Here is a 24748-nt window from a genome sequence, read left to right as displayed (position 1 = left end):
CGCATTGATTGTGTTTCACTCGTATGCGGACGCGATGACAGACCAGGTTGTGTCGACATTGACAATGAGTTTTGTTTTTGCAGGACCGGCGTTAACGGTAATGGAAATATGTTGAATAAGGGTTTGTGTACCGGTCGGTGCACTTGGCGGTGAGTGTCATGAGTTCACCTGATCAAAGGTAAGGCCGATGCCGGATGTGTTGAAAACAGAAAAGTCACAGACCGAAATGTGTCTGTACGTTTTGGGACAAACCGGATTCGCAGGTGGGTTCGGTTGTGTTTTTCCGGCTTATCCGACGGTTAAAGAAAACACAATGGCTGAATCCAGCCTGTGACGCATGGATGTTGCTGTTTTTCTACGTACTCGATTTTTGAATCATGCAGGCTGCCCGCGTTATTGGAACAACTCACGCTACGGTGCGACATCCCTCTTTGGACGGGTGGCGGCTGCTGGTCGTGCTGCCGCTTGACATCCATGAGAGCCCAGACGGATTTCCGGCGCTGGCAATTGACAATCTGGGAGCCCGTTGTGGTGACCTTGTGTTTTTCACCAGTGACGGCAATGTGGTGCGGGAGCTGGTCGGACAGAATGACTGTCCTGTGCGTTTTGCCGTTCAGGGCATCATGGATGCCTGATCCGAATCTTCCTGTGTAATGTTCTTTTGTTACCTGAATTATTCGAAATGACCATCAACAGCCAACTCGTCGACGAAGTCGTTCGAAATGTCATGCGGCAACTCAGCCTTCCGCAGATGTCTTCGTCTGAATTGATGCCGTCAGCTGCCGGTCCGGTTGAACTGGCACAACGCGTCATCACCGAACAGGTTCTTGCCGGTCAGGTGTCTGAGGGCGGGGCAATTTCGATTCCTGTGGGGGCGGTCATTACGCCTTCCGGGAGAGACTATATCCAGCGGCGTCGCATTCACGTTTTGCACGCGTCGCCGGCTTCCGACACGTCGAGCGGCGGAGTCGTATTCGTCGTTGGTGAGCCGGACAGCGTTTCTGCCTCCGCAACGTCTGCCGGGTGGGCGGTGATGTCCGCTGCCTGCAATTTCGATGCGGCGGAACAGATCGCTCAGGGGTGCCCCGATCGTTCCGTGGTCTGCTGTTCTTCGCAGCCGTCAGTGGTTGCCTGTCTGGTTAATCGTAACAGTCGGCGACGGGTTGCGGTGGTGAACTCTCAAACAAACTTTTCTGATTTACTCGGTGAAATGAATCCAGACACAGTCTGCCTGTCTGTTTCGGGATGGTCCTTTACAGAATTGTCACGAATGTTGAAACAGTTGAGTCATCGAGACACAGCGCTGCCGACGAGCTGGAAGGAGCTGGTATGAGAATTATGGAAGCGATCGGCACCGTGACGCTTGCCCGTTGCCACCCTTCACTGACATCCGCTGTCTGGAAGCTGGCGGTGCCGCTGATGTATGACGGATTGTTGGGAGATGAATCGGGAAGAACGGAGCCAATCGTGATCTTTGACGAAATGAATGCCGGGGACGGCAGCCTGCTGGCGGTCAGTGAGAGTGCTGAAGCAGCAGCTCCGTTTCATCCGGATACAAAACCAATCGACGCCTACAACGCGGCAATCCTCGACACGATCAATGTCGAGCAACGTTGAAAACGGATACAGAGGTTCAGGGGGCGTTTTACCGATCCCGCAGTCTGTTTCCGATCATAGGAACACTCACTGGAAATGACAGGACATACTGATGGCGAACTGGAATAGTGGAATTCACAATCGAGCACTCAGGGAAGAAATCTGTGAGATCGGTCGTCGCGTTTACAGCAAAGGCTTCGCGGCCGCAAACGACGGCAACATCAGCATTCGTGTCTCCGACAATGAAGTCCTGTGTAGTCCCACCATGATTTGTAAAGGTGACATGAAACCCGAAGACATCTGTGCTGTGGACATGGAGGGCACGCAGATCGCCGGAAAGCGAAAGCGAACCAGTGAAGTCCTGCTGCATCTGGAAATTATGAAGAAACGCCCGGATGTAAAGGCGGTTGTCCACTGCCATCCGCCCCATGCAACCGCATTTGCGATCGTGGGCGAACCTATTCCTCAGTGTATTCTGCCGGAGGTTGAAATTTTTATGGGAGAGATCCCCATGGCCCCCTACGAAACGCCTGGCAATCAGCAGTTTGCGGAGACCGTGACGCCGTTTCTCGAATCAAGCAACACGATTATTCTCAGGAACCATGGTACAGTCAGTTTCGGCAAAGACCTGCGGGAAGCATGGTGGAAGACGGAGATCCTCGATGCGTATTGCCGCATACTGCTGCTGGCTCGACCGTTGGGGCAGGTGAAGTATCTGCCGGAACAGAAAAACCGGGAACTTCTGGACCTGAAGGGACAACTGGGCTTCGACGATCCTCGCTTTCACAACGAAGACTGTGACCTGTGTGGTAACAGTTCGTTTCGGGAAGGCTACCATGAACAGGTTCCTGTCCAGCGAGCCTTTCCCAAAGCCCCCGACTATCCGGGCTATCTGCATGAGCCCTGCGGCAGCAGCTGCGAACCACAACCGGCGGCAGTCAACGATGATCTTGTCCGGATGATTACGGACCAGGTCGTTGCTTCGCTGGGCACCTCGGCCGGTGATTGATACCCCCAACGCTGAGTTAGATTCTGTCCGGACACAAATCCGCGTGTTTTCTTAACAGAAAGTCAGTAGCAATATGAAAGTCTCGATCATTGGCGGCGGTGGACTGGTTGGCTCCTGTGCCGGTTTTTCTCTTCAGGCCGGCGGCATTGTCAGGGAAATCGCACTGGTCGATGTTAACCAGGAACTGTGCGAAGGTCAGGCGCTGGATTTACTTCATGGTTCGTCTCTCACGGCTCCGCAGACGATCACTGCCGGAGGTACAGAGCAGGTTGCAGACAGTGATGTGGTAGTGATCACAGCGGGTCTCCGCCGCAAACCCGATGAAAGTCGTCTGGATCTGATCAATCGTAATGTCGCGTTGTTTCGTACGATTCTGGAAGACGTTAAGAAGCATGGACTGCGAAACGATGCGATCGTGTTCGTGGTGTCCAATCCGGTGGACGTGCTGACCTATCTCGCTGTCCAGGCCCTGTCACTGCCTGCCGGGCAGGTTATTGGTCTTGGTACAGTGCTGGATACGACGCGTCTGCGCAGCATGCTGGCGCAGCGACTTGGTGTTCCATCGACTCAGGTCAATGTGACAATTTTGGGAGAGCACGGTGACAGCATGGTACCTGTCTGGTCGCAGGCACAGATTGCTAACCTTCCACTGGAAAAATATCCCGGAGTGACACAGTCAGTGATTTCGGAGGTTGAAACCAAAACCCGGGGCAGTGGAGCAGAAGTGATCCGCAAAAAGGGTGGGGCCGGATTTGCTGTGGGAGTCTCGATAGCCGATGTGGTTCACAGTATCGCGCTGGATGACCGTCGTATCCTGCCGGTCAGCAGTCTGCAGAACGGAGCTTACGGTCTGCGTGATGTCTGTTTGTCAGTCCCGACCGTGGTGGGGCGGGGTGGTGTTCTTAGCCATATTGAAGTGGAATTGTGGTCCAGGGAACGCACCGCTTTGGTCAACAGCGGCAGCGTTCTGCGAAAGACCATTAACACTGTGATGAACGACTAGAGCGAATGCTTTTTTACAGTAGCGCCATTACCGGCAATTGAGTAACCTGGGCACCTTTCAGGGCGGTGTTCATGATGTATTCGTTCGAAAGAACTTCGGCGTGAAGTGGTTTCGGCCTGCGATGCCGGAGGCGGAACGCGGGAAGTTGCTACTCGATTCAACGTATCAGAGTCGTGGGTTCGCCGCATCAAACAGCAGCGTCGCGAGACGGGTAAGACGGCTCCGAAAACAACGCGTGATCGGACTCGCATGTGGGTCGCATGGAGTAGCTGGCTTCGGGACAAGGTGGCCAAACAACCGGACATCTATTTGCGGGAACTTCGTGTGGCATTGAAGGATGACTTGAACGTCGATGCATCCCAACAAACGTTGTGCACCGCCTGCCGGGCGTTGAAACTCACTCGAATAAAAAGACGTTAATCGCCGCCGAACAGAAACGTGAGGACGTTTCAGCAAAGCGCTCAGACTGGAAACACGGCCAACAGAAGATCGATTCGGATCGGGTGGTTTTCATCGATGAAACGTGGGCGAAAACGAATATGACGCCGAACGTACGGCCGTTCGGCGTGTGGGTCACGGGTAGTCGAAGGCGTGCCGTTTGGCCGCTGGGAAACAACCACATTTGTTGGGGCGTTGCGTTCAACCGGTTTCGTGGCACCCATCACGGTAGACGGTTCGATCAACGGTCGCGTCTTCCTTGCGTGGGTGGAGCAGCATCTTGTTCCCACATTATCTCAGGGGGATATCGTTGTGATGGACAATCTTTCCTGCCACAAGGTGTCCGGTGTCAGCGAAGCAATTACGGGGGTGGGTGCAGAAGTGCGTTATTTGCCTCCTTATTGGCCGGATCTGAATCCGATCGAACTGGCATTTTCGAAGCTCAAAAAACTGCTGCGTGATGGTGCCGGGCGAACGGTTGACCACCTCTGGTACCTTTGCGGAACTCTGCTCGACCAATTCGCACCTGACGAATCCAGAAACTACTTCAAGCACTGCGGATATCGCCACGATTGACGCGGATTCGCTCTAGTCCACTGCTTATGTCGTCTCCAGCATTTTGAACCGGAGGGTTTGTCGTTTTGGTAAATCCTGCCATCGGACTCCTGTTTTCAGAACACGGATGATACCATCGTGAAACGCTTGCGAATCGGTTGGGGCGTCCTGGACCCTGTCTTGTTCGCACGTCGGAGTGGCGGCCATATCGACAGGGAAATGACCATGTGAATGTCGCCTTTCCCTCACAAACATTTGCAACTCGCACACCAATTCAGATGGTTTTGAAACTACCTGACGGCAGTGGAAAGTCGTTGCTGGACTCGCCACTGCCTATGTGAAAAAATTGTACTATGTGAAAAACATGTAAACTCACATGAATCCGGTACTGGCTTTGGTTGGACGGCAGTCACACCTTGAACACGACCTCCAATACGACACGTCCGGTTCTGCAACGTCTTCACTGGAATCAATTTCGATTCGTCGTTGCTGCATTGATGTTTACAGCCGCTGTGACCAAGGGGGTCAATATGCCTTTGATCCTTGCCGGTGACGGCCTGCTTGGCACACTCCCGCGACTGCTGTTTGTGATTGCCTTTGAATCGGCAGCAGCGACCTATCTGGTCATCGGCAGTTTGTGGTGGTCCTGGCTTTTGACACTGGTGACATTCACGATATTTGTGATTTCATCGTTGTATGCGATGGCAACGGATCGCTCCTGTAGCTGTTTTGGAGAATGGCTGGACGTCGAAACGGTAGTGGTCATTGACACGGTCGTTCTGCTGCTCACCGTGTGTCTGCGTCATGGGTACTCGCGCGTTGCGGCCGGACGTCTGGCCACGCATCTCCTGATCGGGGTGATTGTTGGCGGTTCCGTTGTCGGTTTGGCGCTGCTGCGGCATCAGTCATTCCGTCGCACCCAGCGCGAGCGACTTATCGTAGCAGACGTATTGCTGGGGAATCCGTGGCCCATCAATGAGCAAAAGCACCCTGCACTGAAGCCGCTCAGCAGGGGCCGGTGGATGATTGTGATTGTGAACCGGGACTGTAAGCGCTGCCGAACCCTGATTCGGAAACACTTTCAGGATCCGGAATTACACCGAGTGGGAGAAAGGACGGCCGTGTTTGCTTACGGTCGGGACAATCCGGAATGGCAATTCCAGATTGACCGTATTTCGCTCAATCCTGAGTCCGAAACATTCTTCAGCTGGCCCGCCGGCCGGCCACTGGTTGCCAGTCCCGCCGTGTTTTTGATTAATGATGGATTTGTAACAGACGTGGCTGAGGGAGCGATGACTGATGAATTTTTGGGTTCGCTTTTTTCCGATGCCGGTCGGCTGCCACCATAGCAATGGTTATTAAACGGCGGTTGGCGTTGGTCTTTTTTGCGTTTTTTAAATGAGAACCTTTTTGGTCAAAAGAAGGAAAATCTGATTTTTGTGGCAGAATTGTCCAACGAACCTGGTTGACGCATGGAGGCGGTTCACTAATATCAGCAGATTGGGCGACGGCTTAAGTAGCCCGTCGTTGTTCTGTTTTTTTTTTGTCGTATGGAGGAACGCGTTATGTCTTTGAAGAGGCGTGGATTCACATTGATCGAGTTGCTGGTGGTGATCGCCATCATCGCAATTCTGATCTCTCTGCTGTTGCCTGCCGTGCAACAGGCTCGCGAGGCAGCTCGTCGAACACAGTGTCGGAACAATCTCAAGCAAATTGGATTGGCCCTGCATAACTATCATGATGCACATGGGTCATTCCCACCTGGTCGCATGGCACCGGCTAAGACCGGACTTGGTGGAGACTGTTGGGTTGGTTGGGTTGGCCCTAGCTACCACATCCTGCCGTTCATTGACCAGGGTAATCTTTACGAAGCTATTGACCCATCTCAGTTCCGTTACCGCACTGGTAGCCCGCTGTGTACAGCCAATGCGTTCACATTTACGACAGAAGTACCGTCATACGAGTGTCCGTCCGATCCCGGGCATGCACCTGGCGTTAACACGAACAGCTATCGTGCTAACATGGGTGTAACCGTGTGCGGCGGAATCAACGACGGCGACCAGGACCAGGAAGACCCGGTTCATACTGCTCGTTGTAAGGCTGAACTGTACGGTACCCTCGGTGGAATGTTCCATGACAATGGTGGAGTCAAGATTCGCGACGTCTCCGACGGAACTTCCAATACCGTTATCTACTCTGAACGGATCATCGGTGCCAATGCTGACCCTGTGGTCAAAGATCCTCAGTTCTACTTCCACCCAAATAATCCATACAAAGTGGACAAGAACGACCACGCAAACACCACCGCAGTCGTGTTGCAAAAGTGCACCGATGCTTACGCCACTGCACAGGCTACTAGTAATGGTAGCTGGAGACCTGAATTTGGTTTCTCCGGCGGGGACGGTCCTGCTTGGTTGTACGGTAGCTATCAGCACGGTCACTATAACCACGTGCTGCCTCCGAACCCGGATCTGCCAGACTGTGGTGCCGGTAGTATCCCTGACAGCCCCCATGAGTATGCTATGGTAAGTGCTCGAAGCTATCACCCAGGCGCTGTTTTCGCAGCCATGGCTGACGGTAGTGTTCGCAGCTTTAGCGATCAAATCGCCACTAGCGTGTGGCAGGGTGTTGGTACTCGACAGGGTGGGGAACTTCTTGGTGAATACTAAGATATTCTCATAGCGTTGTAAGTAATTAGTTCACCTCGACTTGGCGTTCTCATATGAGGACGCCAAGTTTTGTGACTTCGAATTCCTTCTGATGGCCCAATGGCGGTCAGAAGGAATTTTTATTTTGAACCGAGACGGTGTGGGATTGATTTGCGGGAAAACTATACCCTGTGCTGACTGAAACGATAGCAATTCTGAATGGTATTCAATTCGTGAACCGCAGGTACTGACAGTTTCTCTAATCAGGCGTCTCTGCATTGCGGTTTCTGCACATTGTTTGATGCACCTTCAGAGAGGTTTGGGTACGCTTTTTAAGACGCTGCTATGTATGTTTAAGGAGTTTTGTACACGTGATTCGGAATTCGCGAAAAAGCAGAAAAATTTTTCAGTGCCAAAATTTTCTTCTGAGTTGTGCTGCATTGGCCGGGATTGGTCTGCTGGCTGGATGTGGTGGTCAGGGCGTACCTGCGCATCAGAATAAAGACTGGTTGTTCGGGGAGGTTTGTCAGCAGGTCATTGACCTCAATCAGAATGTGTCCAGTGAATTCTATGAGGCTGAAGACGAACCGATTGAGGATCCGCTATACAATGCGATCCTGGGCTGGCAGCGACACGAAGATCGTGATCCGGCCTACGACGCGTACGCTCAGAAGTTGGTTGAACAACAAGATCAGATCATGGACATTTGGAATTCGGCTGACGGCTCGATCGAGGAAATCGTGGAAATGGCTCAGCAGATGCAGGACACCGTCGACGAGGTGAGGGACCAAATGGGTTTGTAGCCCGGCGTCATCTGTCACGACTCGTCGGTTCACCGGACAATAATTGACATGTTATTGGGGCGTCCGGGCCGAACGCGATCGCGAGTTATTAAATGCGCGGACCAGATATTTTGGGAAACCCAAGTTTCCTGACTTCGTTTTAATTCCAGGCACGCAGTCCGCAGGGGGGCAATGATGTTCGGGTGACATGAGTACGGGTTCGTGTCGAAATTTACTGAGAACCGGTTTGTGGATCTTCCGCTTTGCTTCAATGCTCAGTGTGCTCCCGTGAAGTGGGGACACGAGATGCTTTCGAGGTGCCTCAGTCGGAATTGGTCGGCGTACGTTTTTCCTGGACCGTTTAAAGCGTATTGTCTCTGTTAAGAAAATTTCCTGTTTGGTCAGACACAGCGGTAGTTTTGAAGACGGTGATGGTTTGACAAACTGGTGTCGGAGACTGATATCCTGTCTGAGTGGTAATGTCTTGATGAATGCTTAGCGACGTGTTGCGGCTGATTTGATGACCGCGAGGATACCCCGATCTGTTTTTGGTGATTTGCAAACGGTTGACAGGAACTGTATGCGACCAGCAGAGCGGTATGTTAATTCAATGCGATATGGCTTGGGCAGGTCGCTACGCCACGTGGGATGGTAAAGGATATACCTCCCATCCCGGGCGCGTGCGGCAGGTTTATGGTGCCGCTGCTGACGGACCAATCAACGTGGTGACAAGCGATGGCGCCGCCAATTCGGTCGCGGGCTACGTAATACAGGCTCCAGGGAATGAAATGCGCGAATTACGTGCAGTTCGTTTTCGAAAGAGCGTGTCGACATTACATAAAGCACATATCCATCACTCGAAGTTTGATGAACCGCTTCCGGGAGTCGAAGTCCTGCACAATCAGCTGCAAAATTTCTACGGAGCAGTCCTGCGACTGTTCTTGATAGAGTAAAACATTCTTGTCGGCATTCGTTTCATTCCGCGGGATCGGCATCTGAGCCAGCCGGCAACTGTTCTGCAGTTGGTGTTTCCTCTTGCGAATCTTCTTTCGGAGCTTCTTTGTCAGCCGCTTCTGCCCGTGCTATTGCAGTTTCAAGGATCGAGACTGTGTCAGGATCAGTACGGAAATATTCAAATCGCGGTTCAGTCTTCAGACGTTCTGCGTCACTGAATCCTATTTGTATCAGAGTTTTGATGGCGATTCCAAACTCCTCTTGTTGTGACCTGTAACGCCCCTCCATTCTCGCGCGATTGAAATAAACCTCCGTTAAAAGTTGCAGCTCTTCTTCTGACAGATCTTCATAGAGGTCCCTCATGTCACCGCCCAGGGACGCAGCTGTCCGTATGTCCACGTCTGATTGGTGTTGATATAAAGGGTCGAGTTCTGTGGCCAGATATCGAGCCAGCCGAGCACGAAGAAATACGGACAATCCTTTACGGTGCGTTCGATGGAAATATAACGCTTTCATTGTGAGATCAACGGCATTGTCAAGTTCGTTAAGTTTTTCTAGTTCAGTAGTCGCCTTTTCTGCGGCTTCAAGCGCTTCTTCTGCCGGGGGCAGCAATTCCTCACACTGCGCAATTTTCTGTTGAATCTGTTCCGGAGTGTCCGGTGGTGGTACCGGAAATCTCGCCAGCGCTTCTTCAAGTTGTTGTTGTTTCACTGCAGATTTTTCTGCCTCTAAGGCCGCCGGGTCATCCATGCACCCGGACGCGATGAGCAGAACGGTTGCGACGAGAATCTGCATCGTGGTTGCTATGTGACGGCATGGATGTGATTTGGTGCCGGTAATCGTGTTGGATTCGGTATTCTGATCTGCCGAAACACAGCGAGAATTCCAGCGTGGGAACTGGATGTTTTTCTGCGCTGTGACAGTCGAATCCAAGGATTTGTATGACACAGTGGGTGACTCCATGTAAACGGTTCAGCAGTGAGTGTTGAGTATCGTTCGATGAGATGACGAGCTGTCAATGAAAGTACTCATTCTGGAATTATGTTCCTGCGGGTTCATGTGTGCAACCGGCGAAAGTGACTTTCTGCACAGCAGCTGAAACCGGCAGCAGCATTGTTGTGAAGATCGAATTAGCTTCTGTCCGCACACAATGACACGAGTGGAGCGGATATCAAACACTGACGGGGTATGTACTTCAGATTCAATCTGTTGATTGGTCTTTCCGGCAGAACCCGATTTGAACCGTTTTCCTGTCAGGGTGTGTTCCCGTTGACCGGTATCTGATGAAATGACCCAGAACCATCGGTGTTCGTACCTGCGAGGCAACTTTGACGTTGCCCTGCCATTTGCAGGACTGTTTGTGCAACTGGTGAGACTTCTTTCCCTGTGTTCCGGCATCTACGGCACTGAATTCCGTTTGTTCACGCAATTTCCGGATGCGCGGACTCAGCCGGCTTCAATTAATTTTTGAGCGACCTCTTTGCCGATCTGTTCAGCATCCCGGCAGTCACCGGTCTCTGATGCCTGCATTCGCGTCGCACCGTCAATACTCAGCAATACTCCGTTAAGCGTCAAATGCTCTCCGTCGATGACTGTCCATGCTCCTAACGGAGCATGGCAACCGGCTCGCAAAGTTCTCATCATACTGCGTTCAGCCGTGACAGCGTGAAGAGTGGGCTGGTGTGTAATTTGAGACAGCAGTTTCAGCACTGGTTGATCATCACTACGGCATTCAACTCCCAGGGCACCCTGACCGACTGCGGGCAGCATCTCGGGAGGGCTCAGTGAGAGACTGATCCGGTCGGCAAGATCCAGTCTTCGCAGTCCGGCCTCCGCCAGTACAATGGTGTCGTATTCGCCGTTGTCCAGCTTGTTAATCCTTGTTTCCACGTTGCCTCGAATCTCTGTCATCGTCAGATCGGGACGCAGGTACCTTAGTTGTGCCTGGCGACGGGGGCTTCCGGTGCCAACGACTGCTGTTTCCGGCAGTTCCGAGACTGAAGAAATGCCGTCGTGACCGCGTGGCAGGACAAGCGCATCGAATCTCGGGGCTCGTTCGGGGACGCAGGCCAGACTCAGGCCGTCAACCAACTCAGTTGGCAGGTCTTTAAGGCTGTGGACAGCAACATCAGCTTCTCCATCCAGAACCACGCGTTCGACTTCACGAGTAAACACACCGGTGCCGCCAAACTCTCTCAGGGGAGACGTTTGATTTCCGTCACCGCCGGTTCGCACGTGGACCAGTTCCACAGCGGGAGCAGACGGGAGCTGACTGATGTTGGCTGCGATATAGTTGGCCTGCCAAAGCGCCAGCGGGCTGCTGCGGGTCGCGATCCGAATCTGTTCAGGTGGCATTAATAATATGTTCGGTTGACATGAATTCTGTGCGGCCAGGAGGTGTTGAGACTGACCGGGATTAAGAAGTCGTGAGATCGTTGAGTTCGATGCCGGTCTCTCCACCGTCTACAAACTGCTGCATTTCGTCACGAATAATTTTCAGATGTGTATTAAGCTTCGCATAAACCTCGCCTGCGAATTCATCTGCCTGAAGCACGTTCTGCATGCGGTCAAGCATTTGCTGATCGCTGACTTCAATTTCGTCAAAAACTTTACTGGCGGAACGCAGGTCTCCCAGTCTTGGCAGGTATGACTGACGAAGGTGCTCGCTGAGCTCGCGGGCGTAGTATTCTGCCTTCTTCAGACGTTCCGACAACGGTATGTGGTGTGAAGCTGTCATATGGCAATTTTTACTGCGATCGAATATTCAGACCTGCTCATTAGAACCGGCGGAGGAGGCATCCGTCAATAAAGATCAGTCGATGTTGAACGTTCCAAGCCGGACCGCAGACAGAAAATGTATCCACTTCCGCACGCTTCCAACAGTGAGTCTCGGCCGGAAATTGCGACCAGGGCGGCAGGATGAGCTTGAAGAATCAGTTCGAGGGGGCTGACGGTGTTCAAAAACCGGTTGAGTCATCCAGAAGGCCGGCAGACGACTCAAAGAATCGACGACGACGGACCTGCAGCCCGCCCGCGTTCTTACTGTGTTCCCGAAGATCCTCGAGGTTTGCCTGGCAAAGACGACAGCCGACTGTCATCAAATGAAAGTCCAGATACTGAGAAGCCTGGGCCGAAATCGTACCAAGCAGGTAGCCCCCCAGTTCACTTCGGCCGGGACAGCTCAATCCGGCTCGATACCAGATTTCACCAACACTGTGTCCACCCTGATCACGACGTCGGAGAAGGTTGGAAAGACGAATTTTCAGAGAGTCATCGATTCGAAGTCGCTGTTCAAGTTCTGACATTCGTTCGGCCGGTAGCCGTTCGTCGAGCCAGGACACAAGTTCCAGATCGGTCCAGATGTGGTGCTCTGAGTTCATCAAATCTTCGGAGATCACGACAGTTGTATCAGCGGCCGTTCAGTGTCTTATTGTGTTCAGTATATCAACTTGCGACATTCGAATGCGAGCGTTAGAGTGATGAATGTTACCCGACATGCAGGCCCTCGCAGCGCACATTGTGATTGTTACGTGTCGGTGAGCAAACGGACAGAGGCCGGACGAATGTCGTTTACCCGGCATGAAATACCTGGACCGTTGAATAGCTGGTTTGTACCCGTTGTGCATCGCAAACGCTCCCTGACGTGGTTGACTTTCGCACATTTCAAAACACGGATCCTCCACGGCTTCTGCAGTTGTGGGATTCGTCGAACCTTGGACCAAGTGCTGCTGAAGGATTTCCGAGTGATGTTCTGGAACTTGCGGTGTTTTCGCGACCATATTTCGATCGCAACGGTCTGATTTTGGCGACCGTTGATGGTGCCGTGGTGGGCATGGTTCATGCCGGATTTTCGGCGACAGCAGATGAGTCAGAACTGGATTTTTCGAGAGGTGTGATTTCTTCGCTCATCGTTCAGCCCCAGTACCGCCGCCGAAAAATCGGACGCCGGCTGATCGACGAGGCAGAGAGTTATTTGAGGTCACGCGGAGCACGTGAAATCACAGCCGGTGCCGGGGCTAACGGCAACGGTTTTTATCACTCAGTTTATGGAGGTGTGGAGCCATCCGGGTTTGCGCTGGAAAGTGCCCCGTGGGATGAATTCTTTAATTCATGTGGTTACCACATGGGCGAGGTAACCACCGTGTTTCATCGTGATCTCGACTCGGGGCGCGATCCGATTGACTCTCGACTCATCCGCAACCGACGACGACTGAATATGCTGATCACCGACCGCTTCACCAATCATTCATGGTGGTGGTCGGCCAGACACAGTCACCAGGAAACGCTGCAGATTGAACTGGTCGAACGCAGCAGCGGACAAACAGTGGCGACAGGACGAATCGTCTGTCTGGATCTTTATATTGCCAAATGGGGAGTTCGGGCTGTCGGAATTCGTGATGTGGTTGTTACGGAAAATTACCGTCGTCAGGGATACGGTTTTTCACTGTTCGTGGAAACCTGTCGCCAGTTGCGCCAGCAATCGGTCCGCCTGGTCGAAGTTCAGATTGGTGCAGGCAACCTCGCCGCCCAGGCCCTGGCAACGGAAGCGAGATTTGTACCCGTGGCGAAACTGAAGACATATCATCGGCAACTGGTCGAAGCGTAAACTGAGTGACGTTTTGCTCTGTCGTACTAGTTTCATCGGACGTTGCGTCCGATTATGCCAGGCTGATTTGTTGTCTGTTGACCATCAGGTTGTTCGGGGTTTGAAACGAGTAAGGCACTCAGGATGTCAACGGTATTGGCTTTGTCTGTTCAGGAGATGTTGTGATGGCGGTCATATCTGTATTTTGTGGGAGTCGGACGGGTAATCATCCAATATTTGTTGAAGAGTCGCAGCAGTTCTCTCGTGGTCTGGTCAGGCGAGGACACACAATCGTGTACGGAGGTGGGAGTACTGGAATCATGGGAGTGGTTGCTGATGCAGCCCTGGATCTTGGTGGCTCGGTGATTGGCGTGATTCCGGAATGCCTGGCCACTGTCGAGTTAATGCATTCAGAAGTGAGGGATATGCGAGTTGTTGCCGACATGCACGCACGGAAACGGTTAATGCATGAACTATCAGACGCTTATGCCATTCTTCCCGGAGGCTATGGGACGATGGAAGAAGCGTTCGAAGCAATGACGTGGAGTCAGTTGCGGATCCATCGAAGTCCGGCCGGTGTATTGAACTGTGGGGGCTGTTATGACGCGCTGGAGTCGCTAATGAACAGTATGCTCTGTAACGAATTTCTGGATAAAGCCGATCTTGGTCTGGTACATTTTTGCAGGAAATCGGACAGGTTACTCGACTGGCTCCAGCAATCACTTAGCCAGACCTCTGCTTGATAAACGAAATTGCATTCCGGGTCAGCCTGTTAGTGTTTCGCGACCGCGCATAATATGCGCAAACGGGTACCGCTGGCGAGAAAGCCCAACAATCCTGGCTGCTGGTCATCGAGATGTTGAATAGAAGCTAAGGACCGTTAGGATTGTCGTTTCGGTAGATTCAGCATCGACAGTGTGTTCTGAGGAACACCAAGTCAGTGGTCTCTCATGTGGCAAGTTGTGTGTGGTACGGTATTTGCAACAAATTGTTAACAGCGTGCTGGTCAGACCACGGTTCTGTCTGGACTGATGAAATGGTCTTTCAGGTTACATGGCTGTATCAGCCTGCCGCAGCTTCTTTGATGTGTAATGGTGCAATTTAACTCTCACGAATCGCTCCGGCGTTTCTTAATTGAATCGCAGCTGGTCAGTAACCAGGACTGGGAGCAGATGGTTGCGCTGTTTCGTAATACGGACGATATTGCCGGAATTGTCGATAAACTGGCTTCAGCAGATCTGTTGACACCCTTGCAGCGCAACCGAATTTTGGGAGGTGAGGGCGAGAGTCTGTTGCTGGGGGGGTATAAACTGCTTTACCGAAACGGATCGGGCAGTTTTGCGAGAGTTTTTCGGGCCGCTACATTGGACGGACGACGAACCGTGGCCTTGAAACTGCTTCGGGACCGGTGGAGTCAGGATCCCGAAGCGGTCAGGAGTTTTCAGCGCGAAGCTCGAATCAGTCAGCGTTTTCGACACCCCAACATCGTGCCCATTTGGGACGTTGTCTCGGATGATGATTGTCACTTCATCGTGATGGAATTCATCGAAGGTGGAAATCTAAGAGATTTCCTTCGTATTCGTGCCAACGTGACACCCGCAGAGTCGGCTCAATGTGTCTATGACATCTGTTCCGGACTGAGTTACGCGAATTCGCTCGGTACAACTCATCGCGACCTTAAACTTACGAACGTACTGATGAGTAGCGATGGTGTCGCCAGACTGGTGGATTTTGGACTGGCTGGTGCCCATGCGTCGTTGCACTCATTGCTCGGTGATGACGTTCACCGTGCAATAGAGTACGCCTCGCTGGAGCGAGGGACGAATGCACCCAAGAATGATCCTCGTAGTGATATTTTCTTTGCGGGGGCGATTCTTTACGAATTGTTGTCGAACGAGCCAGCGTGGCCGAGGACACGTGATCGCGAAGAACGCAGACAGATTAGCCGGTACACTCAGATTCGTCCGCTGCATACTTTTCGTTCCGATCTGCCGAAGTCTATACTCGACATCACCGCTCAAATGCTGGCGGTCAGCCCCAGTGAACGCTACCAGACTGCGGATGAAGTATGTGCCGATCTGCAGACTGTGTTGCAGGAATTTGGTGTATGGCAGCAACGACCGCAGCCTGCTCTCAATGGGCAGGTGTTGCCGTCCGAGGTCGATTTTCATCTGCTAATCGTGGATACGATCAACAAACGTGTCGAAGCTTTGCAGCAGTACTTCAGCAGGAAACACGGGTTCAGGCTGACGGTCTGTGATGATCCATATGTCGCTCTGAACCAGTTGAAAGGACGTTGCCCTCCGGCTGGTGTTTTGTTTCTTGCCGATACGACGCGCGACACTGTCCTGAGCATTTTTCCTGAAGCACAGGCTTGGGGACGTACTCTGCAGGTGCCGTGTCTGGCTGTGTTCTCCGAGGACGACGAAGAGCTGATTCGCCAAACCATCACATCGACCCGATTCGGAACCACCATGTTTCAGCCGGCGACGCTGCGTGATATTCGCAAATATTTTGCGACGTTTGGTGATGTTTCTGTCGACACCAGGGACGGTTCCGGCCAAATCACCGAATAAAAGTTGGCATTGAACGTGGGTTTTACATAATGCAACAGCCCGGCCGGATAGCCGGTCGGGCTGTTTGTTTTGACTGAACGGTGTTGTTGCCGCTGTTTCTGCCCGGACCGCGGACGACCCTGGCGGAGCAGCGAACTAGAAGACGATAATCTGTTCGCAACAGATCACAGTGATTCCGACAATGCCGGCGGTGATCTTCAACGTGAAATTCATCCGCATCGAATCTAGATTCCGTTCGACTGTCTCAACCTTGATAGAACGGGTGTTCGGCGGTCTCACGCTGTCCAAGCATGTCGTCCGCTGTTGGCTCGTTCTTCATGGCGCGTTCAATGGACTCTTTAGTGGCCGCGTAGTTGTATTCATAGATCTTCTTGTCATCTTCAGCCTGCCAATGAATGAACACTCCGCAGACGATGCACAGATTGTCACACTGATCTTTTGGAATCACGCCGGATTTGACGCAGTCGGCCACGGCATCAGCAACGGCTTTTTGAGCCGGACCGAACATTTGGACAGCCTGACGGGCTCCTTTAATCGTCACCTTAGTGATCATTACGGTTGATGGCTTGACAGCCACATTGGGTGTCATCACAGCCAAGAGATTACTGTGACCCATTTTTTGGTCAGCCAGAGCATTTGCGAAGGCGACTCCAACGGGACCGCTCTTGTCACCGATCAATAGATCGATATGAGCGACTTCATTGCCATCACCGACGAGAGATTCGCCAACGTACATCGACATTCCAATTTTCCTTTGAAACAAGACCTGTCAGATAAGTCGACGGTTTATCCATCGGCGTACCTGTCTGCGGCAAAAGCCGCCCTGCGATCAAAAAACAGCTTTGGTCGGAACGCACCTGCGCCCGAAGCTAAAGCTTCCGTAGAACCACAGCATCGCGATTTTCACCCTGTGATTCAACTCAGGAGGTCAATCCAAGCGGTGGTTACAATTCTAAATGATGATAGAGACCCGTAATTCAGGGGATTCATGACGAACTCAGTGATTTTGGCCGGGGCGAGTGTGAGGAGTCTTGCCGAGTCTGCTGTCGCTGCGGGGCTGACCCCGTGCTGCGTGGATATGTTTGGCGATGCCGATTTGCAGTTAACGCTGCGTAACCGTGGTTGTGCGACAGCCAGACGAATTGAGCAGTTCTCGTCGATTCCAGGGGTGATTGAGGATCTGTCGTCTGATATTCCTCTGATCTGGACCGGCGGACTTGAAAATCATCCGCAGGTACTGCGATGCCTGGCGGATCAGAGACCGGTGTACGGCGTCACCGTGGACCACCTGCAGCGATTCCGTTCACCACCTGGATTGAAATCACTGGTTCAGGGCTCCGGATGCGATGTCCCCGATATCGTGGTCCATTCAGCGGACAGACACAGACGTACAGAGGAGGGGGACTGGCTGGTCAAGCCGAAGTACGGGTCGGGAGGCGTGAACATTCGAAGGTTTGATCCTGGATGTCAGATCGGCAGGAATGAGTATCGGCAGCGTTGTGTGACTGGTCTCTCGGTCTCTGCCCTTTACCATTGCCAAGATGGAATCACACACATGCTGGGGACATGTATCCAGATCACCGGTGAACCGGAACTTGGTGGAACCGGATTCCAGTTTTGTGGTACTGTGGGGCCGGTCCAACTTCCAGTTCAGACGCGTGCAATCCTGCGTCGTGTGGGACAACGAATCAGTGAGGCGGGCATTGGCGGGATATTTGGTGCTGATTTCGTGGTCAATGCCGCCGACGTCTGGTTAATTGAAGTTAATCCCCGCATTACAGCATCTCACGAATTGTATGATTTTGGACGGGACAGCCTGTCTGTTCTTCAGCGTCATCTGGCTGCGTACAGTGGTGATCAGATCCGTTGTACGACGCGGTCACAGGACATCATCCGGAATCAGGCTGTCGCGAGGCTGATCGTTTATCTGAGACGCGATCGCGTTGTTACGGACACCGACGTAAACCGACTGCTTAGATTTCGCCGGTTCTTTGATCACCAAAGATCCCGGCAGTCGTGGCTTGCTGATATTCCTTCGATTGGAAGGCTTTCGGCCGGAACGCCCTTCTGTTCCGTCTATCATGTCTTGCAAAAGTATGGTTCCAAATGGAAAACGGACACGGGACATTCGGGCGACATAAAACTCAATGAAATCCTGTCCGAGTACACAGGAGTCAGAGGTGTCAATACGTCCGCAACAGCGATTCGACATGTCTGCCTTTTCGAACAATCTTTGCTCAGCGACAATACGGCAAGTTGATTTTATCCTGCGGTTCTGGGCCAGATTTGCCGTTCTTCCCGGTTTCCGCTGTGGATTTTAACGATGTCCTTTAAGACTACCGACGTGCGGATCATTGAAAGTTCAGTCACCTTTGAGCCGGTGGAGTTTCGTCTTCCGTTGAAATTTGGCGGTCGTACTATCAATGAAACAAAACTGATTAACGCTGCTGTACGTGTGGAAACTCGTGATGGTCGTAGAGCGACCGGCTATGGAAGTATGCCGGTTGGCAATGTCTGGGCCTGGCCGTCAGAAGTGACAGCCGTGGTGGACCGTGAGCGCGCAATGATGCAGTATGCGGAAGACGTGGCGGAATTGTTTGCCGGCTTTCCTGACTACGGACATCCACTTGAAATTCAGTATGCTGTCGGAGCTGAATTCGGACATCAGGCTGGTCAGGTGGGGCGAGTTATGGGACTGGTGGAGACTCTTCCGGTCCTCGCGCAGCTGGTAGCTGCTAGTTCCATCGATGCCGCACTGCATGACGCCTACGGGCGAGTTCACCGTAACTGCTGCTTTAACCTGCTGTCGGCTGATTACCTTAACGATGACCTCAGTTTTTATCTGGACGATCGCTTTGGTGGAGAATTTCCCGATCAATATACTCGTCGTGAACCGACACCACGATTACCGCTGTACCATCTTGTCGGAGCACTGGATCCGCTTAGTCCCGCCGAGACAACCGGTCTGACAGCGGACGGACTGCCTCATGCACTCGGAGACTGGATCGCTGCTGACGGCCTGACACATCTTAAGATCAAACTCAGCGGTGATGATCTGGACTGGGATGTTAGCCGCGTGGTTGCGGTGGAGAGCATTTCCGTTGAGGTTCAGCAGGGTCGAGGTTGTGATCAGTGGTATTACAGTTGCGATTTTAACGAAAAATGTGAATCCGCTGAGTACGTACTTGAGTTCCTGAAGTGTGTCTGCGACCAACGTCCACTGGCTTTTGAACGAATTCAGTACATTGAACAGCCGACCAGCCGTGATCTGCAGTCAGCATCGGCGGTACGAATGCACGATGTGGCAAAGGTGAAACCGGTTGTGATCGATGAGGCTCTGGTTGACTACGATTCGCTGCTGGTGTGCCGTGAATTGGGCTATTCGGGAGTTGCTCTTAAGGCCTGCAAAGGGCTTTCTGAATCTCTGTTGGCCGCTTCGGCTGCACAAAAGTTTGGAATGTTTCTTTGTGTTCAGGATCTAACGTGTCCTGGATTGTCGTGGCTGCAATCATGCAGTCTGGCCTCCCGAATTCCGGGTATCTCTGCGATTGAGGGCAATGCCCGACAGTATTGCCCTGCACCCAACGCAGAATGGGCCCGTTTGTATCCGGGATTATTTGAAATTTCTGATGGAACCGTTGATACCAGCCAACTTGTTGACCACGGTCTCGGTTTCCGCACTACAACCAGCCGGATCGACAGTGTCGTCAGAAACCCGTCCTGATCATGTGTAACGTAAGTGGATTCCCTGAAACTCGTTAAAGCGTACCGTAGGCACGGTCACAGCTGCGTGCGGAATCATGTTGGAATGGCAGCGTTTGGTGAAGATCTGACGTTTTCGGTGTTTTGAAGTAACACAAAGAGTATTCCAGAGCTGTCACTTGACGCGTTGTTTCGGCAGATGCTGCTGATTCCGGGGGTTACGTTCTGGAGTTCACTTTTCAGACAAGGTTAAATTGGTCGAGTATAAAGAACAGTTGTATCTCCGGCTCATTCTTAAGAGCCAGAACGCCCTCTCCGACAATCCAGGAACACCGGAATTCATTTCCATGTTGCAGATTCTCAGTCGTACTCTGAATGTCGTCATCGTTGTGCTGTCGCTGAACATTGCCATTTCAGTGGAGGCGGCCGTTCCCCCGAGTGCTGCCGAACTGGAACGGATCGGTCTGCAGTTGAACTGGTCCGGTCAGGCCGTGCTGGACCCTTCCAGGGACACGATTCGTTACCTCACGAATGACGAAGATCTTGTGTATGTGCAGTCTTCGGGGGGCGTTGTTTCAGCATTCAACGCCGAAGTGGGACGCAGGATGTGGGTTCGGCAGGTCGGTCGCAATGATGCTCATTCGATGCCGGCGGTGTCTAATGCTGACCTCGTTGTGATTGTTTCCGGTCCGGATGTATTCGCTCTCGACAAATTTACGGGAGAGGAAATGTTCAGGTACCGACTTGCCCGACATCCATCGGCGGCTCCGGCGATTGGTGATTCAACTGTCTATATACCGGTGAGTAACAGGACAATTTATGGGTTCTCTATCAAGACCCTGATTCACCTGTCTCGCTATGAGACCTTACCACCGGGGGTAGCTCGGCCTTATTTGTGGCGCTGGGCTGCCAACGAACGAGTAGAATATCCGCCGGTAGCGACAGAAAACGTGATTGCTTTTGGCACTACGTCGAGAAACTTGCATGCCGTTTCGCCTGCCGGTATCAGTTATTACCAGGAATTTCTGAATGGACCGCCTTCCGCTCCGCTGGCGGTGGATCACCACAGCGAAAGACGAGCGATTGTTGTTGCAACAAAAGATCGCAATCTCTTCAGCTTCGATCTGACCCGGGGATCACTTGCATGGTATCTGCCTCTTGAGCGACGTGTCTCACTGCAGCCACTGATTGTAGGGCACCATGTGTATCTGGTTATGGATGCTGCGGGGGTTGCATGTGTTTCGACACGATCGGGGGATTACGAACAGATTGATGACAGTATTGGGGCAACAGAACGCTGGTTTGTACCCGGCGTGGAATCACTGGTCGGTGTCGCTGGTGATCATCTCTATGGCGTGGATCGCAATCGAAGAATCGTGGCCGTGTCGACAGCTACGGCAGGTGTGGACGGACGGGCGCCGATGCGCGGCTACAGCGTCCACCTTCAAAACTCGGTGACCGATCGCATCTATCTGGCATCGGAAGCCGGTGAGTTGATTTGCCTCAAACCGATCGGCAGTGATTTTGCCACCTATCACCAACGGCCGGACGAGCAGCCGCTCAATATTGACGTGCCGTTCAATGATAATGACGTTGATTCGGAAGATGCCGGCGTCCGCAGTGAGTAAACGAGGTCAGTGCCGACCACACACGACAAACTCCTGTAAAACCAATACAGGAACACGATTCCGTAAAAGACTACCTGGATTTTTAACCAGGAATTACCGGACGCCATCGGCCAGGCATGAATAGCTCATGTGTTTGTCAAACAGGCGTGTCTCACCACCGTTGACGCCCAATTAAAACCAGATGGCGTTGGTTATTCCCCTTTGCAGAATCCTCGTTTTATTCCATGATGACCGTGATGAGGTGGTAGTTTTCGGTAATGGTCATGGGGACGGTCGTTACACACTACTCGGTATAATCGAGGTGTTGTCGGAACAACTGTCATCATCCTTCGGCGTGACGGGGAAGTGTCTTTTTCCGGGTAACGAATCAGGTAGCGGAAGACCTGCTTTGTGCTGAAGCCAGGGGAATATCGCGGACTGCCGCAGATTGCAGGGCTGGGAACGGTATCCTTTGTGAATGAACGCCTCTTTTGAAGTAACTCCAGTGGGTTGCGAGTGTCGGTTACCCGGATTTCTATGTCGGTGAGGGGTTTGCTCAGATTCCGAGGGCTCCACATTGAAGCGGGCAGTGACCTGTACAGCGAAAGACTTCAGGAGAAGGCCGCTGTGCGACGGTGTTGTTCACTGACTGTTGACGGCAGCAATACCGGTCCGTTAGAGAGTCGATTGATTCGGTTTCCAGTTCTCTCAAAACTGCGAATTGAGTCGACATGGCAAGCCGTCCGCCCAACAGTCGGAGGCCTGGACACCTGGTCGTTTCGGTTCATCACGCAGCGTTGTTCAGTTGGGTCACCGTTTTAGATTCAATTATGCTTTGTAGATGGCTGCAACCGATATAATTTACACCAGTTGTGCGTATTTCCCGGAATAGTGGCTCCAGCCGGGACAGAAAACGTAGCGCGTCTGAGGAAATCGAACAGTCTGGTTCTACTGTGTTTTCACAGGCAGTAAGCCCAATGGTACTGAGCTGATGACTTACGACCCCGGGACTCAGTTGTTCACGTCTTGTCTGATTATCTGACGGATATTGCCATGTCTACATCCACGATTTCCGATTCAGTCAGCGATCAAGGGGACAACGAGCTTATTGTGCGCCAAATCAGTGCTGCGCAGGGACGAATCAGATCAACGGACGTTGTGACTGCAGCGGTTACCTGCGGGATTCTACTTACCTGCTATGTTCTGGGATTCACGTTAGCCGATCACTGGCTGATTCCCGGTGGTTTTTCACCGTGGACGCGTGCAGCTTTCCTGATGGCGGTGTTGATTGGAGTCATGTTTTTGGCATGGCGACACCTGGTTCATCCTTTGTCAAAATCAGTGACTGCGTTGTATGCCGCAAGAACTTTGGACAAAGCCTCATCGTCCGGTGGTGCGTTGCTAAGTCTTGTTGATCTGCAGGAGGCCGGTGTGGGTGCTTCCGAACGTGTTCAACGGACGATTGCAGGTCGTGCTAGAACTCAGTTGCTTGAAACGAGTCTGGATGATGCCATTGATCGAAGCCGGTTGATTCGAATGGGCCTTGTTCTGTTTGGGCTTGTTCTTGTCACCTGTGTGTATTCAGTCCTTAGTCCCAAACCAATAAGCCTGCTTCGCCCCCTGACGCTGATGGGGCAGGAAGTCGCGACCCGAACGCGAATTATCAATGTGATGCCAGGAGACGTCACCATCGCATTGGGTGAGCGAGTATCAGTGACGGTGGACATTTCAGGAGTGATTCCTGAATCCGTTCATCTGTTGTATACCACCGCAGATCGACGCGATCTTGATGTGGAATTGTCGATGGAACCCGTTGATGAAAACGGCCGGTACACTGCTGTCATTACGGGTGATGAACATCGTGGTATTCGACAGCCCACCAGCTACGTAATTCAGGCGGGAGACGCGCGTTCGGACATGTTCTCCATTGAGGTTGATATGCCTCCCACAGCGACCGTACGTGAGCTTCGCTATCAGTACCCAAAGTACATGCAGTTGCCGGACAACACCTCAGTTAATCCGAATATCGACGTATGGGAAGGAACAATCATTACCGTCTTTGCCGGTGCCACTGTGCCGGTTGTCGACTCTACCGTCGAACTATGTCCATATCGCAGTTTTCAGGCAGATGTGACGCGTCACCCGATGACAGTGAGCGACCAAGAGCTGACCGCGCAATTCAAGTTGATAGAAGTGGACCTGGACAAACCGATTCGTTTCTATCGCATTACCGTTCAGGATGCTCAGGGGAGCCGCGATCCGTCGCCAACCGTCTATTCCGTAAATATTCAGCCGGACGCATTACCGGTAGTCGAAGTGAAAGATCCCTCAGGAGATTTGAATGTAGCCGCGAATGCCACAGTGCCTATGTTGATCTACGCCAGTGATCCGGATTTTCTGCTGCGGTCGCTGACGCTGAATTACTCGGTCAATGGGTCGGTGGTCGAACACGGAGAGGAACGTGTTTTTGACGGGGACGACGTTGGATTTCAGAAAACCTGGTCAGGGACCTACGATTTTGAACTGGCATCATTGGACCTCCAGCCAGGTGATGTCGTCAGTTATGTGGTACGCGCTTTGGATAACCGTTATCCACGGGGACTGGCATCCCAGACCCGGAGTCAGAAACTGCATGTCCTGAAGTCTGACAGTCCCGATCGGTTGATGGACGAACTGAAAACGGTACAGCAACGTCAGGAGCGAATGCTAAAACATCTTCGTGAAGATCATCAGCAGACCGATGATGGATCCGGAGTCGCAAATAGTGGTCAGGAGCATCAGACGCGGAATGATAATGAAAACGAAGATAATTCATCGGAAATTGCGAAAGACGAGGATGTCGGTGAGGCAGCAGGTCCGCATTCACAGGAAGAGGCTCAACCGGGATCCGCACAAACAGGTTTCGGGAACGAGACATCATCGACGACTCAGAAAACTAATGGTCTTGATGAGAGACGCCCGGAACGCGGTCCTGAGAGCCAGGACAAAGATGGCGAAAATAACGGATCCGGAACTCAATCCAAACTTACAAAACCGATGGATGAGGAAGAAGCAATTCAGAAGATTGTCGAGGAGTATCTGAATGATCCGAATCGTGCGTCGGACGGTCAAAGCCAAGATGCTCGGATGAGTGAGCAAGTGCCGAATGATCTGGACGGACGGAACGAAGGAGAAAATCAGCCTGCCGATGATCGAGCTGGACAGGGTGAATCGGGACAGGGTGAATCAGGCCAGGGTGAATCAGGCCAGGGTGAATCAGGCCAGGGTGAATCAGGCCAGGGTGAATCAGGCCA

General features: G+C 52.3%; 23 protein-coding genes. 18 read left to right on the top strand and 5 right to left on the bottom strand.

Features of this window, described 5'->3' with window-relative positions; all coding sequences use genetic code 11:
- Window positions 1–377 precede the first annotated feature (377 nt).
- The 11 genes from MK110_16675 (at window position 378) to MK110_16625 (ending at window position 8984) form a co-directional block, all read left to right on the top strand.
- Window positions 378–635 (top strand): EutN/CcmL family microcompartment protein, encoded by a 258-nt coding sequence (locus MK110_16675; protein MCH2212939.1) that lies wholly within the window; start codon window positions 378–380, stop codon window positions 633–635.
- A gap of 47 nt (window positions 636–682) precedes the next feature.
- A complete protein-coding gene (locus MK110_16670) occupies window positions 683–1333 on the top strand; it encodes a hypothetical protein (protein ID MCH2212938.1) in 651 nt (216 codons plus the stop codon).
- Entirely contained in the window at window positions 1330–1617 is a 288-nt protein-coding gene (locus MK110_16665) for a carbon dioxide concentrating mechanism protein CcmL (protein MCH2212937.1), read from the top strand. The genes MK110_16670 and MK110_16665 overlap by 4 nt, the downstream gene beginning before the upstream one ends.
- A gap of 91 nt (window positions 1618–1708) precedes the next feature.
- Complete coding sequence (locus tag MK110_16660; GenBank protein MCH2212936.1) at window positions 1709–2605, top strand: class II aldolase/adducin family protein; 897 nt, start codon at window positions 1709–1711, stop codon at window positions 2603–2605.
- 73 nt (window positions 2606–2678) lie between these two features.
- A complete protein-coding gene (locus MK110_16655) occupies window positions 2679–3608 on the top strand; it encodes a lactate/malate dehydrogenase family protein (protein MCH2212935.1) in 930 nt (309 codons plus the stop codon).
- A 105-nt stretch (window positions 3609–3713) separates the two neighbouring features.
- Entirely contained in the window at window positions 3714–4028 is a 315-nt protein-coding gene (locus MK110_16650; GenBank protein MCH2212934.1) for a hypothetical protein, read from the top strand.
- Between the two features lie 171 nt (window positions 4029–4199).
- Window positions 4200–4622: a transposase gene (locus tag MK110_16645; protein ID MCH2212933.1), complete on the top strand. Its 423-nt coding sequence runs from the start codon at window positions 4200–4202 to the stop codon at window positions 4620–4622.
- Between the two features lie 395 nt (window positions 4623–5017).
- Window positions 5018–5950: a hypothetical protein gene (locus MK110_16640; GenBank protein MCH2212932.1), complete on the top strand. Its 933-nt coding sequence runs from the start codon at window positions 5018–5020 to the stop codon at window positions 5948–5950.
- A 216-nt stretch (window positions 5951–6166) separates the two neighbouring features.
- Window positions 6167–7270: a DUF1559 domain-containing protein gene (locus tag MK110_16635; GenBank protein MCH2212931.1), complete on the top strand. Its 1104-nt coding sequence runs from the start codon at window positions 6167–6169 to the stop codon at window positions 7268–7270.
- 350 nt (window positions 7271–7620) lie between these two features.
- Window positions 7621–8052: a hypothetical protein gene (locus MK110_16630; protein ID MCH2212930.1), complete on the top strand. Its 432-nt coding sequence runs from the start codon at window positions 7621–7623 to the stop codon at window positions 8050–8052.
- 578 nt (window positions 8053–8630) lie between these two features.
- A complete protein-coding gene (locus MK110_16625) occupies window positions 8631–8984 on the top strand; it encodes a hypothetical protein (GenBank protein MCH2212929.1) in 354 nt (117 codons plus the stop codon).
- A 22-nt stretch (window positions 8985–9006) separates the two neighbouring features.
- Here MK110_16625 and MK110_16620 read toward each other — a convergent pair whose 3' ends face one another.
- From MK110_16620 to MK110_16605, 4 genes are all read right to left on the bottom strand, one after another.
- Entirely contained in the window at window positions 9007–9780 is a 774-nt protein-coding gene (locus MK110_16620; GenBank protein MCH2212928.1) for a hypothetical protein, read from the bottom strand.
- A gap of 651 nt (window positions 9781–10431) precedes the next feature.
- A complete protein-coding gene (gene hemC / locus MK110_16615; protein MCH2212927.1) occupies window positions 10432–11340 on the bottom strand; it encodes a hydroxymethylbilane synthase in 909 nt (302 codons plus the stop codon).
- Between the two features lie 61 nt (window positions 11341–11401).
- Window positions 11402–11722 carry a hypothetical protein gene (locus tag MK110_16610; GenBank protein MCH2212926.1) on the bottom strand — a complete coding sequence of 107 codons (321 nt, stop codon included), beginning with the start codon at window positions 11720–11722 and terminating at the stop codon, window positions 11402–11404.
- 220 nt (window positions 11723–11942) lie between these two features.
- Window positions 11943–12365, bottom strand: a complete 423-nt coding sequence (locus tag MK110_16605; protein MCH2212925.1) for a hypothetical protein — start codon at window positions 12363–12365, stop codon at window positions 11943–11945.
- A 263-nt stretch (window positions 12366–12628) separates the two neighbouring features.
- Here MK110_16605 and MK110_16600 point away from each other — a divergent pair, with 263 nt between their 5' ends.
- The 3 genes from MK110_16600 to MK110_16590 all read left to right on the top strand — a co-directional run bounded on the left by MK110_16600 (window position 12629) and on the right by MK110_16590 (window position 16146).
- The gene (locus tag MK110_16600) at window positions 12629–13591 is read left to right on the top strand and encodes a GNAT family N-acetyltransferase (protein ID MCH2212924.1); all 963 of its coding nucleotides are present in this window, start codon (window positions 12629–12631) and stop codon (window positions 13589–13591) included.
- A gap of 164 nt (window positions 13592–13755) precedes the next feature.
- Entirely contained in the window at window positions 13756–14313 is a 558-nt protein-coding gene (locus tag MK110_16595; protein MCH2212923.1) for a TIGR00730 family Rossman fold protein, read from the top strand.
- 348 nt (window positions 14314–14661) lie between these two features.
- Window positions 14662–16146: a serine/threonine protein kinase gene (locus MK110_16590; protein MCH2212922.1), complete on the top strand. Its 1485-nt coding sequence runs from the start codon at window positions 14662–14664 to the stop codon at window positions 16144–16146.
- Window positions 16147–16390: 244 nt separating this feature from the next.
- Here MK110_16590 and fae read toward each other — a convergent pair whose 3' ends face one another.
- The gene (gene fae / locus MK110_16585; protein MCH2212921.1) at window positions 16391–16888 is read right to left on the bottom strand and encodes a formaldehyde-activating enzyme; all 498 of its coding nucleotides are present in this window, start codon (window positions 16886–16888) and stop codon (window positions 16391–16393) included.
- A 246-nt stretch (window positions 16889–17134) separates the two neighbouring features.
- On the opposite strand from fae, the gene MK110_16580 reads away from it, so the two are divergent.
- From MK110_16580 to MK110_16565, 4 genes are all read left to right on the top strand, one after another.
- Complete coding sequence (locus MK110_16580; protein ID MCH2212920.1) at window positions 17135–18406, top strand: ATP-grasp domain-containing protein; 1272 nt, start codon at window positions 17135–17137, stop codon at window positions 18404–18406.
- Window positions 18407–18469: 63 nt separating this feature from the next.
- Window positions 18470–19870, top strand: a complete 1401-nt coding sequence (locus MK110_16575) for a mandelate racemase/muconate lactonizing enzyme family protein (protein ID MCH2212919.1) — start codon at window positions 18470–18472, stop codon at window positions 19868–19870.
- 325 nt (window positions 19871–20195) lie between these two features.
- Complete coding sequence (locus MK110_16570) at window positions 20196–21476, top strand: PQQ-like beta-propeller repeat protein (GenBank protein MCH2212918.1); 1281 nt, start codon at window positions 20196–20198, stop codon at window positions 21474–21476.
- A gap of 1032 nt (window positions 21477–22508) precedes the next feature.
- Window positions 22509–24748, top strand: a 2240-nt coding sequence (locus MK110_16565; protein ID MCH2212917.1) for a hypothetical protein, incomplete at its 3' end; no start/stop codon positions are given.

This window comes from Fuerstiella sp., assembly GCA_022447225.1.
In the GTDB taxonomy this organism is placed as follows: domain Bacteria; phylum Planctomycetota; class Planctomycetia; order Planctomycetales; family Planctomycetaceae; genus S139-18.
The sequence above is the reverse complement of the archived record's forward strand: the minus strand, read 5'-3'. Positions and strand labels throughout refer to the sequence as shown.

Bases quoted from the DNA above. Each gene is read 5' to 3' on its own strand.
- MK110_16655 (MCH2212935.1), top strand. From the start codon at position 2,679: ATGAAAGTCTCGATCATTGGCGGCGGTGGACTGGTTGGCTCCTGTGCC.
- fae (MCH2212921.1), bottom strand. From the start codon at position 16,888: ATGTCGATGTACGTTGGCGAATCTCTCGTCGGTGATGGCAATGAAGTC.
- MK110_16575 (MCH2212919.1), top strand. From the start codon at position 18,470: ATGTCCTTTAAGACTACCGACGTGCGGATCATTGAAAGTTCAGTCACC.
- MK110_16580 (MCH2212920.1), top strand. From the start codon at position 17,135: ATGACGAACTCAGTGATTTTGGCCGGGGCGAGTGTGAGGAGTCTTGCC.
- hemC (MCH2212927.1), bottom strand. From the start codon at position 11,340: ATGCCACCTGAACAGATTCGGATCGCGACCCGCAGCAGCCCGCTGGCG.
- MK110_16675 (MCH2212939.1), top strand. From the start codon at position 378: ATGCAGGCTGCCCGCGTTATTGGAACAACTCACGCTACGGTGCGACAT.
- MK110_16660 (MCH2212936.1), top strand. From the start codon at position 1,709: ATGGCGAACTGGAATAGTGGAATTCACAATCGAGCACTCAGGGAAGAA.
- MK110_16605 (MCH2212925.1), bottom strand. From the start codon at position 12,365: ATGAACTCAGAGCACCACATCTGGACCGATCTGGAACTTGTGTCCTGG.
- MK110_16610 (MCH2212926.1), bottom strand. From the start codon at position 11,722: ATGACAGCTTCACACCACATACCGTTGTCGGAACGTCTGAAGAAGGCA.
- MK110_16635 (MCH2212931.1), top strand. From the start codon at position 6,167: ATGTCTTTGAAGAGGCGTGGATTCACATTGATCGAGTTGCTGGTGGTG.
- MK110_16620 (MCH2212928.1), bottom strand. From the start codon at position 9,780: ATGCAGATTCTCGTCGCAACCGTTCTGCTCATCGCGTCCGGGTGCATG.
- MK110_16590 (MCH2212922.1), top strand. From the start codon at position 14,662: ATGGTGCAATTTAACTCTCACGAATCGCTCCGGCGTTTCTTAATTGAA.
- MK110_16665 (MCH2212937.1), top strand. From the start codon at position 1,330: ATGAGAATTATGGAAGCGATCGGCACCGTGACGCTTGCCCGTTGCCAC.
- MK110_16670 (MCH2212938.1), top strand. From the start codon at position 683: ATGACCATCAACAGCCAACTCGTCGACGAAGTCGTTCGAAATGTCATG.
- MK110_16570 (MCH2212918.1), top strand. From the start codon at position 20,196: ATGTTGCAGATTCTCAGTCGTACTCTGAATGTCGTCATCGTTGTGCTG.
- MK110_16625 (MCH2212929.1), top strand. From the start codon at position 8,631: ATGTTAATTCAATGCGATATGGCTTGGGCAGGTCGCTACGCCACGTGG.
- MK110_16595 (MCH2212923.1), top strand. From the start codon at position 13,756: ATGGCGGTCATATCTGTATTTTGTGGGAGTCGGACGGGTAATCATCCA.